We start from the raw sequence: 23084 nt of genomic DNA, 5'->3' as shown, positions 1-23084 counted from the left end.
CCCCCATTCAGGAGCCCGGCCTTGTGGAATTCGGTTATGTAAGTCCGCTTGCCGCCCATCTAGCTCTGCAGCAGCGCCTTGTCGATTTGCACTTTATGATGCTGATCATGCTCAATAAACTCTTGAATGATATACAGGAGCGAATACGGGGTTCCCGTATGAGGACATAACTCGACCCCATTTGCGGTAACGGGCTCCCTGAGCGCGTTGTCTCCGATCGAAGCCAGCAATTCGCATAGCTCGGCGCGTGCGGCTCTCGAGTATCTCCTTGCTATCCGGCATGTTCACGTCTCCTCTTCCATACTGGGAACAACATAAAACGCGAACATAAGTTTGTATATTGTTTTTTGTGTGATGACTTACTCCTTCGTCTGCTTCAAGCTCCGCACCGCATGAATGGCGACCCGAATGAGCAGCAGCGCGCTAATCAACAGACCGGCATACCCGAACATAGCCACAATATTAAACCGCTCCCAAGAGAGGCGTCCGCTTAGACTAAGCAGCCCGATGGAAATGCCTCCGAACGCCGTCCCGACGAAAGCAAGCAAAGCTTGCGAAATCCATTTTGTCACGAATGAAGTGTTGGCCTTGTCGGCAAAAAAGCCGATTTTAACGGATACCTCGCCCTTCTCCAGCATCGTCCCAAGATGGTCGAGTCGCCGTGGCAGCTTGCGAATAACAGGAAGCAGCTCCAGCAATTCGTTCGTCGCCATTGTTTTCAGATCGGCGTAATTGCCGACGGGCAGAAATTCCGACACATGGTCTCTGGCGAAGCGACGGGATTCCTCCATCAGGTTAAAAGAAGGGTTAAGCAGCGCCATCGTGCCTTCCAGTGTAATCAGCGAGCGAAATGCGCCGGCGACATTCGGATTGAACGAAAATCCGAACTCCCCAATCATGCGAAACAGCCCCTGGATGAACGCATCCGAGCTTCCGGCGGCGTCATAGGCCGTCTGGACCAGAAGCTGGCTGAGCGCCTGTTCCAGGCTGGCTTGATCGATCTCCTGCTTCGGCTCGACCAATTGCAGCAGCGAATCCATGATGATATGCGCATTGCGCTGCTCGAATCCGATCAGCAGCCGCTTCAGGGCGTCCTGCTGCAGCGTTCCGAGCCGGCCGACCGAACCGAAGTCCAGCAGTGCAGGAGTGCCGTCGTTCAAAATATAGACATTGCCGGGATGAGGATCGGCATGAAAAATCCCTTTAACAAAAATTTGCTCCAGCAGGCAATCGAAAATTTGCTTCTGTACCTCCCGTCGATCGATGCCGCGTTCGCCCAGAATTGCGGTACCGCTCTTAACGCTTACGCCTTCCATGTATTCGAGCACCAGAGCCTTCGAATTGCTGAGCTCCCGATAGACGTCAGGAATTTTCACTTTGGTCTGGCTATCGGCCAGAGAAGCGGTCACTTGAGCGAAATTGCGGGCCTCGATGCGAAAATCGGTCTCTTCCTTCATCGACGCGGAGAAGCCCTTGGCCAAATCCAGGAAACCGATATTTCGGGCCCAGGCCGACCTTTTGGACACCCATGCCGCAAACCGCACCAGAATGTCCAGATCGAGCTGCAGCTTGGCCGTGATATCCGGGCGAAGCAGCTTGACGACGACTTTTTTCCCGCCCTCTTTTAACGTAGCGCGATGGACCTGTCCGATCGAAGCCGCGGCGAGCGGTTCCATCTCGAACTCTCGAAAGATTTCGTCTTTGGGCCGTCCCAGCTCCTTGGCCAATATTTCCTCCACTTGCGCCGTAGACAGCCGAGCCACGTTCTCCTGCAGCTTCGAAAGCTCTTCGATGATTGCCGGCGGCAGCAAATCGGAACGCGTCGACAGCACCTGGCCGAATTTGATGAAGAAACCGCCGCAATCCTCCAGCATTCCGCGCAGCGACACGGCCGCCCTTCGATCCGAAGCCGGAGATCGTTTAATGGCCAAGTTTTTGCCTACGCCGTTCTTGAGCGCGATTATCGATACCTGAACGTATCTGCGCTGCCTTCTCCACCACGCGGACAGCCTCTTGAACGGATTTTTCGCCTCAGTCAGACGCTCCCCCCGTTCGCCCAGAGGGATCGGATCGAACATTTCGAACAAGAGGTAGAAGAGCAAGGAAACGATGACCATGCTGAGGAGCCACAGCCATCCGTCAATTCCGAAGTTGTCCGATTGATGATCGCGCAGATAAGCGTACCACAATTTGGACGGCGGCCGACTTGCCCCCTTCATCCGGGCAACCGCAAAATGTGAGAGCAACATTTCTAATCTTCCCCTGTGATATAACTATCTGTGAAATCCAAACAAGGGGATGAACATATGGGAAAACTGACAGGTAAAACAGCTCTAGTCACCGGCGCGAGCCGGGGTATCGGCCGCAGCATCGCATTGCGTTTGGCGCTGGAAGGAGCCGTCGTTGCCGTCCACTATGGGAACAGACAGAGCGACGCGGAGGAAGTTGTGAGAGAAATTGAGCGGATTGGAGGAACCGCATTCGCCATCGGGGCGGACTTGCGAACTCTTGACGGCATTCAGAATCTGTATGCGGCGCTGGACGAGGCCCTTGACAAGCTTGCCGGCGACAATCGCTTCGATATTCTGGTGAACAATGCCGGAATTGGTCAAATTCTCACGCTGGAGGAGGCGACTGAATCCTCCTTCGACGAGGTCGTGACCGTCAATGTCAAAGCTCCGGTATTCGTCACCCAGCAGGCATTGCCTCGGCTGAGGGATGGGGGGCGCATTATCAATCTCTCCTCATTCGTGACTCGCGCAGCCTCGCCCAGCGTGTTCGCCTACAGTATCACCAAGGGCGCGATCGATACCTTCACACGCGTCTTGGCAAAACAGCTGGGAAGCCGCAATATTACAGTGAACGCCATTCAGCCCGGTATTATTAATACCGAGATGAATGCCGGTACGCTGCAGGACCCGAACGGGCAGCAGTTTGCCGCCGGGCTTTCCGTTTTCAGAAGGTGGGGCGAGCCGGAAGACGTAGCGGACATCGCCGCCTTCCTCGCCTCGTCAGACAGCCGCTGGGTCACCGGAGAGTTCATTGACGCCAGCGGCGGCTCGCATCTGTAAGCTTCGCAGATCCGGAATGCGGTCGGAGCCGCCAGCCCGTTAGCTGTCGGCTTCCGGCCTTCCTCCATAATAGGGATCGCCCGGATCGAGATCGAGTACGACGCGGTGCGGAGCGGCCAGCGCATATTGGTGCGCGCAGCGCCAGCGCATGTCCTCTGTAAAGCCGACGGTCTCCCCATCGCTAATAATATCGCCCTCTTTAAACAGGTAGTAGCCGATATCCGTCAGGAACGAAGCTACTTCGTTCGGGGTAAGGTCGAAAAAATGACACTGCACGTCCGGGACTCCTAGCGCGGCGAGCCCTATCGTATCCATCAGCGATTCGGGACGCGCACTCCCGGTCCCCTGTACATTGTAAAAACGTACATTCATCGCGCCGTACAAGATAGCGCCATTCTCGATAGCGTCTAAATAAGCCCGGGGCTCAACCAGCTTGTCGCTTTCGCGGAAATAAAGAGCATCGCAAGGAGCGGTCTCCAGCACGGCCCGGAGCGAGCCCGTAAACAGCTCTAGTCTATCCTTCGGCTCCAGCCCGGATGCCAGCATATCTACAAGCAGCAGGGAGTGTCGGCATTGCTCCAACGTCTGTTCCGCTTCCTGCCAATGCCAGGCTTGCTCGATGGCCGTTTTGTATTCCGTTGGCGAACGAAGTTCCGATTCCACCAAGCTCGTTTGGGCGGGCATTTCCCCTTCTGCGTATCCAACCATGTAATTAAGATGGAAGAAGTGCAGCAGATCCTGATCCGTCTCTTCATTGGGCTCCCATACGGCAATTCCAGCTTCGCTCTTCCGCTGTTCCGGCCGATCCAGCCTACCCGTATATCGCTCCATATTGGCGTATAGCAGCTCTCTCTGCAATTGAGGCTTCTCCTTGTAGATTAGCTCAACCGAATACACCCGCGCGAATCCGAAGTCCTTTTCACTTTCAACCAGCTCGTCCATTTCCTTATCCTTCATCGTTATCGCCTCCATACTATGCATCTATTATATATAGGCTAATTCGATTCTTCCAGATTCTAGGGGCCTGAAAATCGGCAAGCCTCGTATTGGGAAATATGTCACATCTATTTTAGAGTCTTTATTTGTTATAATCGAACAATGCAGCACGGGCATCGCCGACAACAGGAGGAAATACGCTTTGGTTTTTAGTTCAATTCTCTTTTTATTTTGCTTTTTGCCGCTTGTTCTTGCCCTTTATTTCGCCGTTCCGTCCAAATATAAAAATACGCTTCTACTGATTTTCAGCTTAATCTTCTATGCCTGGGGCGAACCCCGATACGTCGTCCTCATGCTCCTATCGATCCTCTTAAATTACGGTTTTGGAATAGGGATCGATAACGCCGGCGACAATCGCGGCAAAAAAAGAGTCGCAATTCTAACGATGGCAATCGTGGTTAATATCGGACTGCTCGGATTTTTCAAATACGCCAACTTTTTTGTCGATCTGCTCAATTCCGCCTTGCAAACGAATATACATCTCCAACCGGTGCCGCTGCTTTTGGGCATTTCTTTTTATACGTTTCATGTGCTGAGCTATCTAATCGACGTGTATCGCAAGAAGGAGCAGGCGCAACGAAATTTATTCGACCTGGCGCTGTACATTACCTTCTTCCCGCAGCTTGTAGCTGGTCCTATCATTCGCTACAATGCGATCGCCGAGCAGCTTCGCAAACGCGTATTCAGCTCCGATCAATTTGCCGAGGGCATTCGACGTTTTATACTGGGCCTGTCCAAAAAAGTGCTGCTGGCCAACCCTCTCGGCTCCGTAGCGGACACCGTATTCGCGACATCCGCCATGGATCTTTCTACGGGAAGCGCCTGGGTAGGCATTATCGCTTATACGCTGCAAATCTATTACGATTTCTCGGGCTACAGCGATATGGCGATCGGTTTAGCCAAAATGTTCGGCTTCGAATTCGCGGAAAACTTCAATTATCCGTACATCGCCAAAAGCATTTCCGAGTTCTGGCGACGCTGGCATATCTCTCTGGGCAGTTGGTTCAGGGATTACGTCTATATTCCGCTTGGCGGAAGCAGAGTCGCTACGTGGAAAATATACCGCAACCTATTCATCGTGTGGGCGCTGACCGGATTCTGGCACGGCGCCAGTTGGACGTTTATCGCATGGGGAACGTACTACGGCATTCTAATCGCCTTGGAGAAAGCCGGTCTGGAAAAGCTGCTGTCCCGAATCTATCCGTTTAATCACGTTGCCGTCATTCTGCTTGTGATGATCGGATGGGTGTTCTTCCGGGCCGACGACTTCGGATACGCCACGGAGTTTATCGGCGCCATGTTTCACTCCCGCGGCGACGCTCTATTCGATTCCCAAGCGCTGTCGCTGCTGTCTCTGAATTGGCTGCAGTTTGCCGTTGCGATTATCATCGCCGCGCCGATCTATCCCAGCCTTCGGAAACTGCAGTTCGGCAAGACGGTCACGAAGGTTCTTGCGGCAGCCGCATTGCTGCTCCACTTTTTCCTATTCGCCGAAGTCGTACTGTATTTAATTAATTCGACCTATAACCCGTTCTTGTATTTCAGATTCTGATGCAAGTAGAAGGAGTTTTGAAGTGAGTAAACCTGTCTCCATCCTCTATATCGTCGTATTTCTAGCGATCCTCTTCGGCTTTGCGATTGCCGGCATGGTATTACCCGATAGAGCCGTCTCCACAGTCGAAAACAGAGCCTTAAGCAAGCTGCCGGCCTTCAGCTTCGAGGCCGTTGGCACGCGTCGCTTCTTCGAGGAGATGAATCAATATTTCAACGACCAAGCGCCGCTCCGGGATGAGATGGTGCGGCTCTACCAAAGTCAGCAAAATTCCGGTATGTTCAACTCCATGCTGCTGGAAAACCTGTTTCATGTGAAGCCGCCGCAGAAGCCCGAAGAAGGAACCGTCGTCAAAGATTCGCGCGTCGTATCCAATCTGGTCGTCATCAACAAGAAGTGGATTTTTCCGGTGACGGACCCTCTCGTTCATACAGATAAAATGGACGAATCGACCGCCAAGCTGAACGACGGGATTCAATTCGCCGCGGATCAACAAACCGAGACGTACTTCGTCTTTAATCCGTCGAGAACCAGAACTTTAATGCATCTCTATCCGGATTATATGCAGACCGACGCTTACGCCAAGTCGAAAGACTACTTCTTGTCCAAGCTCGCCAAGAGCGTAAATGTCGTCGATATCGGCAAGAAATTCGATGCTTTTACGAACGCGGCAAAGGAAGAGCTTTACTTGGAAACGGATCATCATTGGAATATCCAAGGCGCTTTTGCCGCCTATCAAGAGATGATCGCCGAAATTTCCGCCAAGTCGGCCCAGTTCGAAGATAAACCGATGTCTCTAGATGATATCCGCGTATCCGGACTGACGATCGGCAGCTTCGAAGGCAGCTACAACTCGCAAATCAATTATGCCGTCAATCCCAAAACCGCCGATCGAACGGTGATTTACGAGCCGAGGAAGCCGTTCTCGTTCAGTAAATTTGAAGTAATCAATAAAGACGGGACGCAAACCGTCACAAGCTTTAACGATTTCTACGGCTTCAAACGGGGCCAAAGCACTTATACCTATGGAACGATCTATGGCGGGGACAGACGGAAAATCGCTTATGAAAACCCGCAAGCCAACAATCGATTAAATGTCCTGCTGCTTAAAGATTCTTTCATGAATCCTCTTACGCCGTATTTAGCGCAGCATTTTAACAAACTCACGGTTTACGACAACCGCTATTATTCCGAATTCAGCTTAAAAGAAATTCTCGCCAGCGAACACTTCGATATGCTCATCATCGCTTTCCATGACGATAATCTGTTTAGCGGCTCATATGAGTTTGACAAACCGCTCTAATGATAAGGAAGTGGGGATGTATCGGGGCAGAGGGACGGCTTATCCGTCTAAACCGGAAATCCCGCGAAGCGACCCTTCCGGATTGAATTGTTCGGGGCTCCTTTTTATTTATTTTTGGTATGATGATAAAAGCGAAGGATAACCAGCAAACTTTTATTTTCAGGAGAGCGGGCGAAAAATTGAGCGCAATTCTTATTGTTGATGATGAGTCTGACATTCGCGCACTGATTCGCATTCACTTAGAGCGAGCGGGCTTGCCAATCGTCGAAGCCCGGTCGGGGCGGCAAGCGATTGAGCAAATACAGGAACACTCGATTGAATTAATAATTTTAGATTTAATGATGGACGACGGAAACGGATTCGAGGTACTACACCATTTGCGCAGAACGAGTTCTAATGTACTTGTAATTGCACTTAGCGCCAGAAGAGAGATTCAGGATAAAGTAGACACTCTTGGCCTAGGAGCGGACGATTATATTACAAAACCGTTTAGCCCGGTGGAGTTGGTTGCCCGCGTTCAAGCCCAATTGAGGAGACATCGTTCCCATACATCGCCACCCTCCGGAATCATTCGATTAAACAAACTGGCCCTCGATGTAGACAATTTAATTCTGCACAATGGCGGGATACAGCATCCATTAACCGAGATTGAATGCGCGCTTCTGCAATTATTTATGACAAATCCCGACCGCACGCTGACCAGAAGGGACATCTATCAACAGATCTGGAAGCATGAAAATTACGACAGCAATAACTTGGGCGTTTTTATTAACCGGATCCGTATAATGCTCGAAGGCACTGACGATTCCCCACTTCACCTTCATACCGTACGCGGTATCGGATATCGATTTTCGGGGGATGGACGATGAAGAATCGCACAAAGCTATGGCTCATCATACTGACTAGCGCCGTAGGCAGCTTGATTCTGTTTCTTGCTCTCTCTATCGTTGTAGGAAACATTTGGGTCAAGGGCTACAATTTGAACAAGTTGAATACGATTTCTTCTGAAACACTGGATTTAATTGAACAGCACCATTTTCCCGACAAGGATAACCTTCGGTCTCTACTGGATTCGGTACATAACCGGAACCCGGACCTGCGCTTGGAATGGGTCGCTCCTGATGGGACGGTAATCTACGATACTTCAGGTGAAGCTGAACGTTACGACTTTAATGAATTGGCGAATCGTATGGCGGATATGCCGAACAACCTTTGGAGCATCAACAAGCAGGTAGCTCTCGTTTATTCTCTCAATCTGAACGGACAGTCTTATTATTTACTTTTAAGTCTGCCCAGTAAAGCGATGCAGGCAGGGCAATACTTCTTCTACGCACGTACGAACGGGGTCCTCTATTCACTCATCTTGCCTGTCCTTTTATCCGCCTTGGTGCCGTATTTGCTGTCTCTATGGTTCTTTTCCTCTATTAATCGACGGATCGGCAGACTGAACGAGGCGCTTAATCAAATCAATTTCCGAAGTGAAGTTATCGTGCTAGAGGATAAGTCGAAGGATGAGATCGGGCAGCTTACCCGACATTATAATGAGATGGCGCATCGGCTTCAAAGCCAGGCCAGCCAGATCGAGCAATTCGACAACCGGCGCAAGCTGCTGCTATCCAATCTTTCTCACGATTTGCGAACACCGCTAACTATGATTCTCGGCTATGCCGAAACGATTCGCGCAGGCGCCTATAAAGATGAAGACGAGCTTCAGGCCGGTGCAAAAATCATTCTTCAACGATCCCGCTACATGGACAGTCTGCTAGATCAGCTATTGGACATCTCTCGGCAGAATGAGAATACGCATGAACTCTATTTTGCCACACACAATTTATCCGAAATGATGAGGAAGATCTTACTGGATTATCTGTTGATTTTAGATGATCAGAACTTCACAATCGAAGTCGACATACCGGATAAAGATGTAGTGATTCCTATCCATGCGCCCCTTATCGAACGTGCCTTCCGCAACTTGCTGGACAACGCCATTCAACACGGAAAAGAAGGGCATTTCATCGGAATTGGATTAACGGAAAATGAAAAGGAAGTGTGTATGACTGTCAAAGATCGCGGCAGAGGAATTTCACCTGGAGATCAAGAGTACGTATTTGAACGATCCTATCGTGTTGACGGAGGGAGAAAGGGCAACGGACACGGCGACGGACTGTCAATCGTCCGAGAGATCGTAGAATCTCATCACGGAAGTGTGCAACTGAGCAGCGTCCCCTATACGGAAACCTTATTCCAATTCACGCTTCCGAAAAATCGACTGGGCAACTGAAATTTCGTTTCCACGTTATTAAAAAATCCATCGCAGCAGGGGATGTACCCCGTACGATGGATTTTCCAATTTGGATGGTTCGTTAGATTAAGTGTCGGCGTTCGGGTCCGGATTTGGATCCGGGTTAGGGTTAGGATTTGGATTTGGATTTGGATTTGGATTTGGATTTGGATTCGGATTTGGATTCGGGTTCGAGCCTGAGTTAGGATTCGAGTTCGAGTCCGGGCTCGTCGTAGGCTCCGATGTCGGTGGCGTCTTAGGGGTCTCCGGTTTCTTGACCGGAGATTCTGTCACTGTAACCGGAACCGGCTTGCCCTCCTCATTCTTCATCTCATTGCCGAATAGCGTCCTCAGTCCGCCCGCATGGATGACCGGCGTCTTGGACGTATCGAGCTGGAAACCTTCATGCAGCGTGATAATGATCGTTTTCTTGTCCTCGGACAGCACGAAGCTGTCCAGCTGCGGATCAAGCGGAACGCCGTTAATAGTAAGCTTGGACAGGTCGATGGACGTAGGATCAGCCCCTGCCGTCAACGTCAGATTTAATTTATTCCCTGCCGCAAAGTCCGCTCCAGATACCTCAAGAGGTTTGGTCTCTTCGAGCGTCCTGGCCGACTCGAATGCTCCGGTGGCGAGCAGTTCTCGATCTGCTATCGTATTTCCGCCAAACGTACCATTCGGAGCGTTATTTAGTAGTTTAAGCTCAAGCGCCAACCCAACGTAACCTTGCGCCCAACCAGAAACAGTCTGATCGTCAACGCCCGATGCCGCCTGTGCCTTATCCTCCATACCCAACCCTCGTACTAGAAACGTAGCTAACTGCTCCTTAGTTACTTTCCCCGTGGGGTCGAAAGTACCGTCACCCATGCCTGTCGTTATTCCTGCTGTCCTCATCGCTTCAATAAACGGTAACGCAAAACCCACCCCAGGACTGTCGGATTTCACATCCGTGAAGGAGGATGTCTTGAGACCTTTGTCGACTTCTAGACCCACAACGAGAGCCATCACCTTCGCGAATTGGGCGCGATTCATCTCTTCTTTTAATCCGAAATTATCCTCAGACATCCCGTCGAAAATGCCTGCTGAAATCAATGCATCCAACTTAGCCTTCGTCGCTGTGTCCAAGTCTTTTAGATCGGTGAAATCAGCCGACGTTTTTGCTGAAACAATGCTGCCGCCAGACGACACGGCGAAGGCCAAACCAAGAACCATTACGAAAGAACTGATAAAGGATTTCTTGTTCATGATTGTTTCCTAACCTACCTTCTAGTCATATTTTTTGTTGCTTACCCTACGCCCTTTTAAAATCCTAACATCAGAAACACCACCAAATATTAATGAAATATTAATGGGTCCCATCCTCCCCCTAAGCGACCGCGGGCTCATCCGCTTGCCGGATAACTATGATATTATTGGGTAAAGCTGAGAAACCAAGGCAAGTTGCGGAAAAGCAGCTTGGTGAACTGAAACGGTATCAAGGAGGATCTCCAATGTCGGATCAAATCGAAGTCAAGTATACTTTTAATGCTCCGCGCAAGGTTGTATTCAAAGCCTTCACCGATTCGCAGCATCTGCAAAACTGGTGGGGGCCGCAAGGATGGACATTTCAAATCGCGAAAGCGGATTTCCGTTCCGGCGGTACCTTTTACTATAGCCAGCAGCCTGCCGACGGCGACAACGATCTAGCGAATATTCTGCATTCGACGAGAACGCCAAAGAGGGCCGCGCAGCAGCTGCCTATCGGCAACCTGTCGCAGCCCTCTAACTTATTGTAGGCGCGTAGCCTACAGATACAAAACATTCAGGCACATGCCTCTATGTCGATCTGTACTCCAGGTGCAGCAAGGGAAATGGCTTGCCGGAGCCATCCAATTCCGACCGTCCCGTTTGCACGAATCCAAACCGTTTGTAGAAAGCGCAAGCACCCTCGTTTTGTTCGTTGACATCCACTTGGACTGTGCTTCCCTTTAATTTCTGGACATGCTTGATTAAGCGGCTTCCTATCCCCATTCCGTGACATTCCGGATCAACGAACAGCATTTCGATCTTGGTTCCGTCCAGTCCGATAAACCCTGTCGGTTCCTCCCTTTCATTCCTTCCAACCCATATCTCGACTTCCCTTAATGCCCCGTTTTGAACGATTGAACGGTAGAATTGAAGATCCGAATCCGACAAAAAGGTATGGGTAAGACGTACGGCGCGATACCAAATGTCGACTAACCGGTCGTGATCCCGTTCCTGAAACGGGGTTATTTCATTCAGCATGATTGTTCCTCCATTCGCTCATTATCAGCACTTACCATCAGTGAACCAATCCTTTAGCTTTTGACCGCCGCAACCAGCAGGAACATCGGGCGACGAACTTCTTCCTGCCAAGCCGGATGGCTATCCAGATAGCAATAACCCCCTAAGTCCCGCTTCATTTGTAGGATTGATAATTCCTCACCTTGTATTATAGAGGGTTTCCCGGTCTCCATCTACTTGTGGCAGGGTCAAATAGATCCTTAAAGCAGATGACGGATTTCGGTAATCGTACCTCAAAGAATCAGGGATAACCTCATTAAACCTTAGCATTTGCACGAATAATGTTTAATAAGGGGGTAGGCAAAAAATGATCCGAACACGGAGGTTGATACGATGACAACAACCCAGAGTGGCGTCGCGATTCCGATTTTCCCCTGCAAGTCCATAGACGAGCAATTGGATTTCTACCAAGCTTTAGGCTTTGAGCTAACTTATCGGCAGGCCAGGCCAAACCTGTACGCCTGCGTCCGGCACCCTGTTGTGGAATTGCATTTTTTCGTGCTAAAGCAGTTGGAGCCGGCCAATTCCTACAGCATGTGTTATGTAAGCGTCTCGGACGTGGATGCCGTGCACAAAAATTTCTGCGAGAATCTAAAAAAGGCCTATCGGAAAATCCCCGTTAAAGGTTATCCTCGAATTACCAAGCTCAATAACCTGGCGGAGGACCGAAGATTCAATCTCATCGATCCAGCCGGAAACCGCTTGTTGATCGGTCAGAAGCACACCGCGTCCGAACCCTCTCGCGTCGATTCATACGTTGTCGTGCACCCGTCGAGATTTGTTAACGCATTTGAAACGGCATACCGATTGGCGTACGCTAAAGATGATCCCGCGGGGGCGGCCCGAGTGCTTGATCTTGTTTTCGCGAAAGACGATGAAGTACCCGTAACCCTTCTTTACAAAGCTTATGTACTCCGGGCCGATATCGCCGTTGCCATGGACGATCCGAATGCCGCAGGAACTTATATTAGACGAACGGAGAGCTTATCCATGTCCGTTCAAGAGCTTGCAGAGGCGGCCGAAGCAACCGAACGATTAGAGGAGCTTAGAACGACTTTACGACAAGGATAATCTCCATAACAGGGGGCATAGATTTTGAGAAGCGAGCAGGAAATGATGCAGTTGTTTGTCGATTTTGCCCAAAAAGATGAACGGATTCACTTGGTGACGCTTGAGGGGTCGCGGACGAATGTCAACATTGCCCCCGATTCGTTCCAGGATTTCGACATTTCTTATTTTGTGACGGACTTGGAATCGTTTAAGGAGAATGACCGGTGGCTGGACATGTTCGGCAATCGCTTAATGATGCAGAAGCCCGAGGATATGGAGCTTTTTCCTCCGGAATTGGGCAATTGGTTTTCCTATATCATTCTCTTCGAGGACGGCAACAAGCTTGACTTGACGCTCATTCCGGTTAATGAAGTCGAGGCGTATTGGGAACAAAGTGACGGGCTGGCGAAGGTTTTGCTGGATAAGGCCGGCCTGGTGCAAAATGAAATTCGCGCGAACGATCGGCAGTATTGGATTCGGAAACCGACGGCAAGAGAGTACGACGATTGCTGCAATGAATTTTGGATGGTCTCAACGTATGTCGTCAAAGGGTTGGCGAGAAAAGAAATCCTGTTCGCGAGCGATCATCTGCACGAGATTGCCCGCCCCAATCTGCTCAGAATGATGGCCTGGCACATTGGAGCGGAGCGCGGTTATGACTTCAGCGTAGGGAAAAATTATAAGTTCATCGACCGTTATCTTCCTGCCGAGGATTGGGAGAGCTTGTTGTCTACCTATGACGGAAAGGCCTACCCGAATGTGTGGCGATCGTTGTTCGCCTGTTATGCATTGTTTAGGAAGTATTCAGGATCCGTAGCGGAAAAGCTCGGATACCGTTACCCCGACTACGATGTTGCAATCACGCCGTATACGGAAAATATCTATGATCAGGTTTCGCGAACGGAATTATAGTCCGGGATATTTCACGACTGGCCACTTTTCCTTCCTCAAGGCAAGCATGAGCTCCGGCCCGGCATTTAGATTCTCCTGTACCAGTTGATGAGGGGTCAGCGCCATCCACTGATTCAACGATACGTCTTCAAAACGGCTGCTTTTGAACATCTCCAGAAACCACACGCTTTGATCGCCGGTATTTTGAACGTAATGGCCGAAGGCGCGCGGCACATAGCCTACGTCGCCCGCACGGTAATCGAAGGTACGCGCTGTCCCTAGACCGCCGAAGACGGTCATCCGCGCCGTCCCCGACATATAGTACTGCCACTCGTCCGCGTTCGGGTGCCAGTGCAATTCCCTCATTCCGCCCGGCTTGATTTCGACCAAAGCCGCTGCGACCGTCGTTGAGATCGGAAAGTTGGTCGAATCGACAATTCGGACGGTACCGCCCGGAAATACCTGCGGAGCCTGCGCAAGCAGACGGTGCGTAAAGCTTAACGGCACGGTTCCGAAGGGATCCTCCACCTTTTGCGATTCAAGGGTGCCGGGCGCGGTTCCCTGGAAAATGTACACCTGATCCTTGGGGATATTCCGAAAGGCATGCTCCGGCACGCCGAAATTCGCGGATAGCACGTCTTTCGGAGTATGCGCGAACCAATCCGTTATAGATAAGGTGTTCAGATCGGAGAAGCTGCCGTCGTCGAAAACGAGCAAAAACTCGCAGCCCTCTTCCAGCCCTTGAATCGAATGCGGAATACCCGCCGGGAAAAACCACAAATCGCCCACGCCGATATCGGCGATAAAGTTTCTCCCGTTCTGATCGACGGAGGTCACACGCGCGCGGCCCACAAGCATGATCGCCCATTCCGACTGCTGATGCCAATGCAATTCGCGTACGCCGCCGGGAGTCAACGCCATATTCACCCCGGCCAGCGTAGTCGCGATCGGAAGCTGTCTCACGGTGACCTCCCGCGACCAGCCTCCATGATTTAACTGCATATAAGTATCGGAGAACGAAAACTTCAGATTCGGAAGCGTCCCGGCATCGGTAACGGGCGGGACAAGCATATCCGGATTTTCAATATCCCGCATCACATCCCGCGGACCTAGATCCCACCAGCCGGTGCCGTCGCCCCTGATCGGCTGCGGCACATCTCCATACCGTTCTTCATTCTGCAAAATGTACTCCCCTCGCTTCAATAACTTCGAATAGGCACTGGGTAAGCGCCCAATTACAGGTTATGAATGAGAATGAGAGTTGGGAACCTTCATTAAGCGGCTAGCCGCTTCTGGAAATCGGCCGAGTATTCGGCAAGGCATGCTATAATATGGATATCCTAGAGCGCTCAATCACAAGATTCATAAATCATCCCAATGCGGAGGCTAAATTCATGAGGCTGGATGCGGATATCACGGAGCTGGTGAAGCACACAAAGCGCAAGTTGAGGGGACTAGCCTTATCTCAAGTATTAGAGGAATTTGACAGCCAGATTATGGGACTGAGCGACGACAAGCGCCGGTTGAAGTACGAGAAAATGAGAGGCAGCGCTTATTCATTTTTTCGCGGCAGCGCCTATTTGTTTTACTACGACATGAGCAATGAATGGCTGCCCTATCACACCCGTCCGGAGCGTCCGACTTGGATTCAAGGCGATCTGCATATGGAGAACTTTGGCGCGTTCCGAAGCGAGAAAGGCCGAATCGTCTTCGACGTTAACGATTTTGACGAAGGCTGCATCGGATCCTACTTGTATGACGTTCTTCGCATGTCCGTCAGCCTCTTGCTTGCTATGCCCGAAAATACGCTATCGATCGAAGAGCAAATCGACACCGTGAATGCCTACTTGTCCGCCTACGTGGAGCAGATCACAAAGTACGCTGAACGAGAAGAGGATCCCGGCGATCTCGTGTTCGACGAGCATTCGACCAAAGGGCCTATTCGCAAGCTATTGAGGAAAACGGAAAATCTTGCGGCAAGCAATTTCGTTGAAAAGATCACCTTATTGGAAGAAGGACGGCGCGTATTCCGTTGGTCGGAGGAGATTCAGAAGCCGACGGAAGAGGAGGAACAGCTCATCGTAGGATGGACCGAATACATGAGCCATTTATCTTCCCGATTAGGACTTCCGGATTCTTATTATCGTCTGAAGGACATTGCGGTCAAACATGGTTCCGGTACTGCCTCTATCGGGTTGGACCGCTATTATGTGCTTATGGAGGGCGGAGAGGAGCACCAAGGGCTCGATGATCTTATTATCGAAATCAAGGAAGTACGCGCGCCGGTTCCGGTGTACTTCATGCCTTTTAACGACGAATTCTGGGAACAGTTCGCCCATCAAGGAAAACGGGTGATTACGACCCAGCAAGCGATGCATCATGAAGCCGATCCTTTCCTCGGCTACTTGACGATGAACGGCCGGCATTTCTACGCCAGAGAAAGATCGCCGTACAAGAAAAAGCTGAAACTGCTTAAGCTCAAGGAATCGAAGGATTGGCTGAAGACGGCGGAATGTATGGGACGGATTACAGCCAAACTGCATGCCCGCGCGGATGCGGATGTAGAGAATGGCATCTTAAGCTATCACAGCGAGGACGAAATTGTCCGGGCGATCGGCAAAGACACAGAAGCATTTTGCGATTATGTAACAAATAGAGCCTTATCCTACTCGCATCAGGTAAGGGAGGACTATGCGTTGTTCGCGGAATGGAGCGAGGCATGGGATGCAAAGACAGCCCGGGCTTCCCGCAGAAAAAGCAAGGCGGCTCGCCTAAAGGAGATGGCCCTTAAAGCCGAAGCGTCTCCTCCTACTCCTAGTAGGAAGAGAACGCGGACCGCCGCCAAGAAAACGGTGCAAGACTCCCCGAAACCGATTGAAACCAGTCAACCAGAGTAACGGAGTGGTTTGTATTCGCTTGTAGGGCTGTCTCGAATTGGTGGGCGAGGCAGCCTGCGGGGGCCACTTAGGCACTTTTTTGGCCTACACTACACAGCCCGGGGGAGCACCAAGGCACTTTTTGGGCCTCCGCTACACAGCCCGGGAAGCACCAAGGCACTTTCTTGGCCTACACTACACAGCCCGACGAGCACCAAGGCACTTTTTTGGCCTACACTACACGAGACAACGAGATGCTCTTAAACGATCCACCCGAGGCGATGGAGAAATCAGGTTCAACATGATAACATGACTCCAACATCGGCACTCGGGCGAGGATTTCTATTTGATTTGACTTATGGAATCGGCTTTACGAAATGGGCACATAGATTTCAATGACATTGTCAGCCTTGTCGAGACGGTCGAGTTCTTCCCATCGTTCGATATCATATTCTCTGGCATCGGTGTATCCGTTCAAGTCTAGCCATTCGTTAATAGCCGCATGGGTTGCGTCAATATCGCTCTCATCCCCCTGGTGCAGGAAGCGAAGAAACCTTCCCTCAGGAACAATGTGAACTATCATCCCCTCCGGTGCTGCAGGCGGGTGTTGGTTCACTTCAACCGCTACAATATGGGTATACGTTACATCCGGCGTCCAATCGCAATCCGGGTATACCTGAACGAGCATCATACTCCTGTCGACACGCTGCGGTATTTCTGCAATCCGGGATGCAAGCTTTTCTCGCAATCCGGCGACAATCGCCCCCTCAACATCGTCATTCAGGCTGGCCTCAACGCTGTATCCGACCAAATTCGCCCTCTTGTGCGTAACGATTTCAACCTCGGACTTCAGCATTCTATACCTCACTCGTTCTTCAATTTTGGCACATTGTCCGGTCTCGAATAGGATCATAGGCCCGAACCCGGTCTGACACGACCTAATATCGTCCGGTTAATGCCAACGACTGCCGGTAATCGCCGAACTCTTTAGCCAAGACGGAACGTACTTGCTTAATCTTCCACTGCAGATGGTCGCGATCGGTCATGTAGTCCATCGATGCCTCCCAGCCCAGGCGGGAATCGGCTTCGACGAGCGGAATCGTGCTCTCCGCGTTCGCGATTTCCAGCAAGGCAACCCGCTCCATCTCTTTCAGCAACCCTTCGGCCCTCTCCGCATCGGGTTCGGCGAACAGCTTCGTCTTCAGCATATACCATTTCTTCAGATGAATCGTCGTTTGCACGGAATTAGCGATAAAACGGCCGATGCCCAGCATACGTTCGCCTTCTTCCAGCTTGTGTCGTCCACCCCCGCCTCCAGCCGCATCGCTCCCCAGAGCCGTCAATGCCCGCTCCAAGCAAGCGTTGCCCCGCAGCATCTCCACCAGCATTCGCTCCAGACTGCGAATCTCGACTCCGAATCGGGCGATGCCGAGCGATTGGCGAGGATCCTCATGCGGCTTGTAGTCCGTCAGGACGATTTCGTTGCCCCACAGCGCGTGCCAGGCCGCCGGAATCTGGACGGGCTGCCGGAACACCATCGGATACGACGGGCCGACGCGGAACGGACCGTATTGGTCTTCGTTCGTCGGCACATAATGCCGAATCGCTTCGCTCCAGTGCCCCCAAGCTTCCAGCGCGTGCTCCGCCCCGCTTTCCCCGAAATCGCGTCGGGCGATCCCGGCCAGGGCCTCCTCTGCGGATAACCCATTCGTCCAATAAGACCATTTCGTCAGCTCGCTGACGAAGGACGGCCACCAGCCGTAATGATGCGATTCCATAAGCCCGGACAGGCCCCAATCCACCCTTGCGCGATGAAGGGCTTCGTGGCGTCTCGTCCACTGTCCCGGCATCGGCTGATACGGGATGACGCCGACATCCCAAGTCAACCCTCCCGTATTGCTCATCGCGTACAGCTTGATGCCCCGTTCGCTTGCCGCCTCCGCCTCGCTTCGAAAATACTCGCCGGGCCCCTCGAACGATAACGTGTAATCCACGCACACGTTCGTGACGCTCTCTCGCTGTACCTGATCGAACATCTCGAAGGTGACGAGCAGCGTAATGTCGTCCGGCAAATCGCGAATAAGCCTGAGCCTTTCTTCCGCCGGAGCCCAGCCCCAGTTGTACGTCCAGAACACGATCTCCGCCCCGGCGTTATGCTTGCGCACCGCCTTCTTGACCGCGTTCACCCACTGCGGATAGTCCGTGCACGGCCACCAGCCCGGGCTCGGCTTTGTCTTCGGCTCGTCCGAAGGCCAATCCAGCCGAAGCACGCCCGTCGTATTCGGATCCTTGCTCGGAAATTCGACCGACTCCCCGACGAGGATGACGCCTTTGAATCGAGGACAGGCCTCGAAAATCTTGCCGTACGTCCCCGCGTAGTAAGCTTCGGCGCCGGAATCCTCCGGATGCACGCGGCTGCTGTCCAGATAGCTGTACATGTAGACGTCGAGTCCGTATTTCTCCGCCCGGTCGATCAGGTTGTTGAAATCCTGATGCCCGTCCGTCGTCCGATCCACATCCTTGACGAACAGCAAGATCGCATCGATGCCCGCATGGGCCATCGCGTTCAGATGCTCGTCCGGATAATGATCGAGTCCCCATCCGGAATGCGCCATTCGCGGTGCGAATAGCGGCTCCCGCGTAACGACCCGGGCCTCGACGATCGGAGCTTCCCGCAAGTTCATCAAGTCTTCCAGAAAGTAGCTTCCTTGCCCGACTCCCCTGTCGTCATATCCGCATACGAGGATACGTTGCTGCTCGACGATCAGTCTGTAGGAGCGAGGCTCGGCCAAGCTCTCCCCTATTCCCGAAGACCAATCCTTCTTCTCCCCCAGCACGATGACGCGCTCCTCGGCAGCTGCCGCCGACACGTCGAGAACTCGCCGCAAGCCTACGGATACGTTCATGCTGACGTCGAAATAATCCTGCAAATCCTTGGCGACCCGCCGGATTAGCGGCGATGCCCCCTCCCCCGTCACGATGGTCCACCCCTCGTCTACCAGCGCTTCTCCTCCGGATGGATGAACCTCCGGATTTCGCCTATTCGGCTTGTGCGCCGTCTCCAACCGCCTACGAAACTCATATTTCTTTTCCGCCACGATAGACCCTCCCTAAGCCGCGTTCTCGTTTTTCCGGATTGCTCCCGTTCCCCATCTATTCTTTGACGCTGCCCATGACGATTCCTTTCACGAAATACCGCTGCAAAAACGGATACACGAGCATGATCGGCAGCGCTCCCACGAAGATTTGCGCGGCCTTGGCCGTGCGATCCGATACTTCCCGAAGATTGTTGAGCGCCTCTCCCGTTACGGACGTCAGATCCATCCGGACCAGAATCGTCTGCAAATACGTGGATAGCGGATAATTGTCGTGAGACTTCATCAAGATCAGTCCGTCGAACCAGGAGTTCCAGTGATTCACGATCGTAAACAGCATAATCGTCGCGATCGCCGGCATGGACAACGGAGCGTATATGCGCCACAGCGTCGTCCAATGTCCCGCTCCATCGATGGAAGCCGATTCCTCCAGCTCCTTCGGCAGTCCGCGAAAGAAATTCAGCAGCAAAATAATATTGAACACCGGGACCGCGCCCGGGAGCACGAGAGCCCAGATCGTATCCATGATGCCGGTCCACTTGATCGTCATATACCAAGGAATCAAGCCGCCGTTAAACAGAATCGTAAAGACGAAAGCCCATGCGTAGATCGTCCGCATTCGGAAAGCGTGCGTCTCCTTCGATAACGGGTACGCCACGAGCAGCGTGATGAGCATGCCGACGACGGTTCCGAGCGCGACCCGTTGCAGCGTCACTCCGATCGAGGTTAGAAATTCCGGTTTTTTCAAAATAAACTCGTAAGAGCTCGTCGTGAACCCGACCGGCCACAAACTGACGAGCCCCGCCCCCGCTTCGCTGCTCCCGCTGAAGGAGATCGCCAGAATGTGGATGATCGGCAGCAGGCAAGCGAACGACAAGGCGACCAGGAACAGGATGTTGAACGCATTGAACACCCGATACCCCATACTCATTCGAATCATGATCGCGTCCCTCCCTCTAGAAAATCCGGTAGTTAGCCAGTCGATACGCCAAGAAATAAGACAGGGAGATCATGACGCAGGAGACGATCGATTTGAACAAGCCGATGGCGGTAGCCACGCTGTACTGGGCTTGCTCCAATCCGACCCGATAGACGAGCGTATCGATGATGTCGCCGCTCTCGTAGACGGACGGGCTATATAAATTGAATACTTGATCGAATCCCGCATTCAGCACGTTTCCTAGACTTAGCGTCGCGAGCAGCACGACGATCGGCAATATCCCCGGTAGCGTAATGTTCAGCGTTTGTTTCCAACGGCTCGCTCCGTCAATGACGGCCGCTTCGTATAAGGAAGGATTAATACCGGTCAAAGCCGCCAAATAAACGATCGTATTGAATCCGAATTCCTTCCAGACGTCCGAGATCACGATCGTAATCGGAAACCAGCGGTTATCCCCGAGAAAATAGATCGGCTCGATGCCGAATACTCCGAGCAGTTGATTCACGATCCCCTGCGACGGCGATAGAATATCGATCAAGATGCCGCCCAGAATAATCCACGACAGAAAATGCGGCAAGTAGATGAGCGTCTGCACGCCCCGTTTCAACCATTCCTTCCGAAGCTCGTTCAGCAGGAGCGCGACCGCGATCGGCACGAGCTGCCCGACGACGATTTTCAGGCTGGCGATATACAACGTATTCCAGAGCACCCGGAGCGAATTCGGCATGTCCCAGACGTAGCGGAAATGCTCCAAGCCGACCCACGGATTATCGAAAAAGGGACGCGCGGGAAGAAACTTCTGAAAGGCCATCGTCAGACCGAAAAAGGGAACGTAGCTGTAGATCAAAATCAGGACGAGCCCCGGCAATATCATCATGTGCAGCGGAATTTCCCGTCTCCATTTTCTCAGTCCCATGTCTTACGCATCTCCTTACTGAGCGAAGAAGAGGAAGTAACCGAGGCTACTCCCCCTTCTCCGCTTCGCTTGATTGCCTTTATTGCTGGGCGTACCAGTCGTTGATCTCCTGCGTGATCTGATCGCCGCCGAGCTTCTTCCAGTCCGTGACGAACTTGTCGAAGTCGTCGATCGGAGCGGCGCCCATAATGATCTTCGTGAACGTTTCCTTAAGCAGCGTCATCAGGGTGGCGCCCTTCTCGCCGATCGTCGCCGTCGGCGCGCCGTAAAATTCGTTGCGGAGAATGCTATTCGTCTCCAAATATTTTTCGATGACCGTGAAGGAGCCTTCAGGGCCGAATACCCGTTCATTGCCCCAGCCTTTGTTGTCTCCCTCGCGGTACCTCATGATATCGTCGTAGATCAACTGTACGTCCGGCTTCAGCCCGCTCGGATCCTTAGAGTCCAATCTTGGGGTGACGGTTCTATACTTGTCGATGTTATACGTAATCGGCGCCCCGGCGATAAGCGAATGCTTAAACGTCTCGATACCGTCCTTCGTCGCGCCGTAGACTTCTTCTTGATACGGATGGTCATAGCGCATATCAAACCACAGATTGAGCATCTTGATCGCCGCTTCCGGATTTTTGGCGCCTTTTTTGACGACGTAATACTGATTAACGGAAAAAGGAACTTGGCCGAGCGCCGGCTTGTCGTCGACGGAAGTAATCGCGAAAGGCCGCCATTGCATATTCGGATCGAGATCCTTGCCTCCCTGCAGCGGCCACAGCGGCGTCCACATCTGGCCGTAGTACATGCCGATCTTGCCGCTCGTGACGGCTTCCGCCACCTTCGTGCCGTCCTTCGTACCGAATTCCTTGTCGATCTCCTTATCCTTGTACATTCTCTGCATTTCGGCCAAGGCCGCCTTCATCTCCGGCTGGATGTTGCTGTTGACCAGTTTCCCGGAGGCGTCCTTGATCCAGATGTTGAAATACGCATGATAACCGTTCAGGAACCCTTCGAAGCCGGCAAATCCGCCTTCAAGATCCTTCGTCAGAGCCAGACCCGAGGTGTCGGCCTTGCCGTTGCCGTCCGGATCCTGAGTCGTGAACGCCTTGGAGATGGCCAGCACGTCGCTCATCGTCTTCGGTTCGGGCAAGCCCAGCTTCTCCAGCCAGTCCGTGCGCACCCAGAGAAGCGCCACGTTATCGATGTCGGAGCCGAGCCTCGGAATGCCCATCAGCTTCCCGTCGAACGTTGCCGACTTGAGCGAGACGCCTCCATCCGCGTTCATCGAGGTTTTGACGAATTCGGAAGCAGTGCTCTCGTACACGCCGGAGATATCCTCAAGTTGGCCGGCCTCCACCATCTGCTTCATTTGGTTCGGGTTAACGGCCATGATGTCCGCCAAGTCGTTGCTCGCGATCGCCACGTTCAGCTTCTGGTCGTACTGCTCTCCCGGGCCCTGGAACGTCCAGGCGTGCTTCAGCTTGATGCCCAGCTTCTCTTCGTATACGCTTATCCACTCATTGTTGTCGGCATTCTGACCTTCTACAAACTTCGTCATTTCGTCATAGGGACGGATGGCCGTCACTTCGATCGGAGGATCGTATTTGCCTAATGGATCGATCGCAGGCGCGGACGATTCCGTTGCGGACCCGGATGCCGCGGCACTTGACTCGGCCGGAGCCGAAGAGCTTGAAGAAGCCTGATTGCCGTTATTGCCCCCGCTGCAAGCGGAGAGTACCGTCGCCAGCAGCAAAGCGGTCGTCGCCGCAGTGGCGACCGTTCTCGTCATCTTCATTCGTTGTTCCCCCTACGTAAATG

At 52.3% G+C, this 23084-nt stretch carries 20 protein-coding genes; 9 read left to right on the top strand and 11 right to left on the bottom strand.

Going from position 1 to position 23084, the window contains the following annotated elements:
• Nucleotides 1-59: 59 nt before the first annotated feature.
• Together J4772_RS01225 and J4772_RS01220 are read right to left on the bottom strand one after the other, a co-directional pair.
• Nucleotides 60-230 (bottom strand): hypothetical protein, encoded by a 171-nt coding sequence (locus J4772_RS01225; protein WP_209077674.1) that lies wholly within the window; start codon nucleotides 228-230, stop codon nucleotides 60-62.
• Nucleotides 231-359: 129 nt separating this feature from the next.
• Nucleotides 360-2249 carry an ABC1 kinase family protein gene (locus J4772_RS01220; RefSeq protein WP_209073825.1) on the bottom strand — a complete coding sequence of 630 codons (1890 nt, stop codon included), beginning with the start codon at nucleotides 2247-2249 and terminating at the stop codon, nucleotides 360-362.
• 57 nt (nucleotides 2250-2306) lie between these two features.
• Here J4772_RS01220 and J4772_RS01215 point away from each other — a divergent pair, with 57 nt between their 5' ends.
• A complete protein-coding gene (locus J4772_RS01215; RefSeq protein ID WP_209073824.1) occupies nucleotides 2307-3071 on the top strand; it encodes an SDR family oxidoreductase in 765 nt (254 codons plus the stop codon).
• A 39-nt stretch (nucleotides 3072-3110) separates the two neighbouring features.
• On the opposite strand, the gene J4772_RS01210 is transcribed toward J4772_RS01215, so the two are convergent.
• Complete coding sequence (locus J4772_RS01210) at nucleotides 3111-4028, bottom strand: DUF4261 domain-containing protein (RefSeq protein ID WP_247740970.1); 918 nt, start codon at nucleotides 4026-4028, stop codon at nucleotides 3111-3113.
• A 181-nt stretch (nucleotides 4029-4209) separates the two neighbouring features.
• On the opposite strand from J4772_RS01210, the gene J4772_RS01205 reads away from it, so the two are divergent.
• The 4 genes from J4772_RS01205 (at nucleotide 4210) to J4772_RS01190 (ending at nucleotide 9203) form a co-directional block, all read left to right on the top strand.
• Entirely contained in the window at nucleotides 4210-5619 is a 1410-nt protein-coding gene (locus tag J4772_RS01205) for an MBOAT family O-acyltransferase (protein ID WP_209073823.1), read from the top strand.
• 22 nt (nucleotides 5620-5641) lie between these two features.
• Nucleotides 5642-6922 (top strand): DHHW family protein, encoded by a 1281-nt coding sequence (locus J4772_RS01200; protein ID WP_209073822.1) that lies wholly within the window; start codon nucleotides 5642-5644, stop codon nucleotides 6920-6922.
• Nucleotides 6923-7101: 179 nt separating this feature from the next.
• On the top strand, nucleotides 7102-7791 hold the full coding sequence (locus J4772_RS01195) for a response regulator transcription factor (RefSeq protein WP_209073821.1): 690 nt from the start codon (nucleotides 7102-7104) through the stop codon (nucleotides 7789-7791).
• 110 nt (nucleotides 7792-7901) lie between these two features.
• Complete coding sequence (locus J4772_RS01190; protein WP_209073820.1) at nucleotides 7902-9203, top strand: sensor histidine kinase; 1302 nt, start codon at nucleotides 7902-7904, stop codon at nucleotides 9201-9203.
• Between the two features lie 87 nt (nucleotides 9204-9290).
• Here the strand turns inward: J4772_RS01190 and J4772_RS01185 are convergent, their stop codons facing one another.
• Nucleotides 9291-10448: an S-layer homology domain-containing protein gene (locus J4772_RS01185; RefSeq protein WP_247740969.1), complete on the bottom strand. Its 1158-nt coding sequence runs from the start codon at nucleotides 10446-10448 to the stop codon at nucleotides 9291-9293.
• Nucleotides 10449-10693: 245 nt separating this feature from the next.
• Between J4772_RS01185 and J4772_RS01180 the strand changes: the two genes are divergently transcribed.
• The gene (locus tag J4772_RS01180; RefSeq protein ID WP_209073819.1) at nucleotides 10694-10978 is read left to right on the top strand and encodes an SRPBCC domain-containing protein; all 285 of its coding nucleotides are present in this window, start codon (nucleotides 10694-10696) and stop codon (nucleotides 10976-10978) included.
• A gap of 40 nt (nucleotides 10979-11018) precedes the next feature.
• On the opposite strand, the gene J4772_RS01175 is transcribed toward J4772_RS01180, so the two are convergent.
• Nucleotides 11019-11468 (bottom strand): acetyltransferase, encoded by a 450-nt coding sequence (locus J4772_RS01175; RefSeq protein ID WP_209073818.1) that lies wholly within the window; start codon nucleotides 11466-11468, stop codon nucleotides 11019-11021.
• A gap of 372 nt (nucleotides 11469-11840) precedes the next feature.
• Here J4772_RS01175 and J4772_RS01170 point away from each other — a divergent pair, with 372 nt between their 5' ends.
• On the top strand, nucleotides 11841-12578 hold the full coding sequence (locus tag J4772_RS01170; RefSeq protein ID WP_209073817.1) for a bleomycin resistance protein: 738 nt from the start codon (nucleotides 11841-11843) through the stop codon (nucleotides 12576-12578).
• 24 nt (nucleotides 12579-12602) lie between these two features.
• Nucleotides 12603-13469: an aminoglycoside 6-adenylyltransferase gene (gene ant(6) / locus J4772_RS01165; protein WP_209073816.1), complete on the top strand. Its 867-nt coding sequence runs from the start codon at nucleotides 12603-12605 to the stop codon at nucleotides 13467-13469.
• Here ant(6) and J4772_RS01160 read toward each other — a convergent pair.
• Complete coding sequence (locus tag J4772_RS01160; protein ID WP_209073815.1) at nucleotides 13464-14630, bottom strand: oxalate decarboxylase family bicupin; 1167 nt, start codon at nucleotides 14628-14630, stop codon at nucleotides 13464-13466. The two genes, ant(6) and J4772_RS01160, sit on opposite strands and share 6 nt — an antisense overlap.
• A gap of 212 nt (nucleotides 14631-14842) precedes the next feature.
• On the opposite strand from J4772_RS01160, the gene J4772_RS01155 reads away from it, so the two are divergent.
• Nucleotides 14843-16345 carry a DUF2252 domain-containing protein gene (locus J4772_RS01155; RefSeq protein WP_209073814.1) on the top strand — a complete coding sequence of 501 codons (1503 nt, stop codon included), beginning with the start codon at nucleotides 14843-14845 and terminating at the stop codon, nucleotides 16343-16345.
• A 349-nt stretch (nucleotides 16346-16694) separates the two neighbouring features.
• Here the strand turns inward: J4772_RS01155 and J4772_RS01150 are convergent, their stop codons facing one another.
• The 5 genes from J4772_RS01150 to J4772_RS01130 form a co-directional block, all read right to left on the bottom strand.
• Entirely contained in the window at nucleotides 16695-17180 is a 486-nt protein-coding gene (locus tag J4772_RS01150) for a GyrI-like domain-containing protein (protein WP_209073813.1), read from the bottom strand.
• Between the two features lie 82 nt (nucleotides 17181-17262).
• Entirely contained in the window at nucleotides 17263-19422 is a 2160-nt protein-coding gene (locus tag J4772_RS01145; protein ID WP_209073812.1) for a hypothetical protein, read from the bottom strand.
• Nucleotides 19423-19477: 55 nt separating this feature from the next.
• Nucleotides 19478-20362: a carbohydrate ABC transporter permease gene (locus J4772_RS01140; protein ID WP_209076834.1), complete on the bottom strand. Its 885-nt coding sequence runs from the start codon at nucleotides 20360-20362 to the stop codon at nucleotides 19478-19480.
• A gap of 13 nt (nucleotides 20363-20375) precedes the next feature.
• Complete coding sequence (locus J4772_RS01135) at nucleotides 20376-21275, bottom strand: ABC transporter permease (RefSeq protein ID WP_116062402.1); 900 nt, start codon at nucleotides 21273-21275, stop codon at nucleotides 20376-20378.
• Nucleotides 21276-21354: 79 nt separating this feature from the next.
• Nucleotides 21355-23061, bottom strand: coding sequence for an extracellular solute-binding protein (locus tag J4772_RS01130; protein WP_209073811.1), 1707 nt, complete (start codon nucleotides 23059-23061; stop codon nucleotides 21355-21357).
• Between the last annotated feature and the right edge of the window lie 23 nt (nucleotides 23062-23084).

This window comes from Cohnella sp. LGH, assembly GCF_017671885.1.
In the GTDB taxonomy this organism is placed as follows: Bacteria; Bacillota; Bacilli; order Paenibacillales; family Paenibacillaceae; genus Cohnella; species Cohnella phaseoli.
Note: the sequence above shows the minus strand (reverse complement) of the source record. Positions and strands in the feature narration are given on the sequence as shown.

Coding starts and splice junctions, on each gene's coding strand:
- J4772_RS01220 (WP_209073825.1), bottom strand. CDS start 2,249: ATGTTGCTCTCACATTTTGCGGTTGCCCGGATGAAGGGGGCAAGTCGG.
- J4772_RS01215 (WP_209073824.1), top strand. CDS start 2,307: ATGGGAAAACTGACAGGTAAAACAGCTCTAGTCACCGGCGCGAGCCGG.
- J4772_RS01210 (WP_247740970.1), bottom strand. CDS start 4,028: ATGAAGGATAAGGAAATGGACGAGCTGGTTGAAAGTGAAAAGGACTTC.
- J4772_RS01185 (WP_247740969.1), bottom strand. CDS start 10,448: ATGAACAAGAAATCCTTTATCAGTTCTTTCGTAATGGTTCTTGGTTTG.
- J4772_RS01180 (WP_209073819.1), top strand. CDS start 10,694: ATGTCGGATCAAATCGAAGTCAAGTATACTTTTAATGCTCCGCGCAAG.
- J4772_RS01175 (WP_209073818.1), bottom strand. CDS start 11,468: ATGCTGAATGAAATAACCCCGTTTCAGGAACGGGATCACGACCGGTTA.
- J4772_RS01170 (WP_209073817.1), top strand. CDS start 11,841: ATGACAACAACCCAGAGTGGCGTCGCGATTCCGATTTTCCCCTGCAAG.
- J4772_RS01155 (WP_209073814.1), top strand. CDS start 14,843: ATGAGGCTGGATGCGGATATCACGGAGCTGGTGAAGCACACAAAGCGC.
- J4772_RS01150 (WP_209073813.1), bottom strand. CDS start 17,180: ATGCTGAAGTCCGAGGTTGAAATCGTTACGCACAAGAGGGCGAATTTG.
- J4772_RS01135 (WP_116062402.1), bottom strand. CDS start 21,275: ATGGGACTGAGAAAATGGAGACGGGAAATTCCGCTGCACATGATGATA.
- J4772_RS01130 (WP_209073811.1), bottom strand. CDS start 23,061: ATGAAGATGACGAGAACGGTCGCCACTGCGGCGACGACCGCTTTGCTG.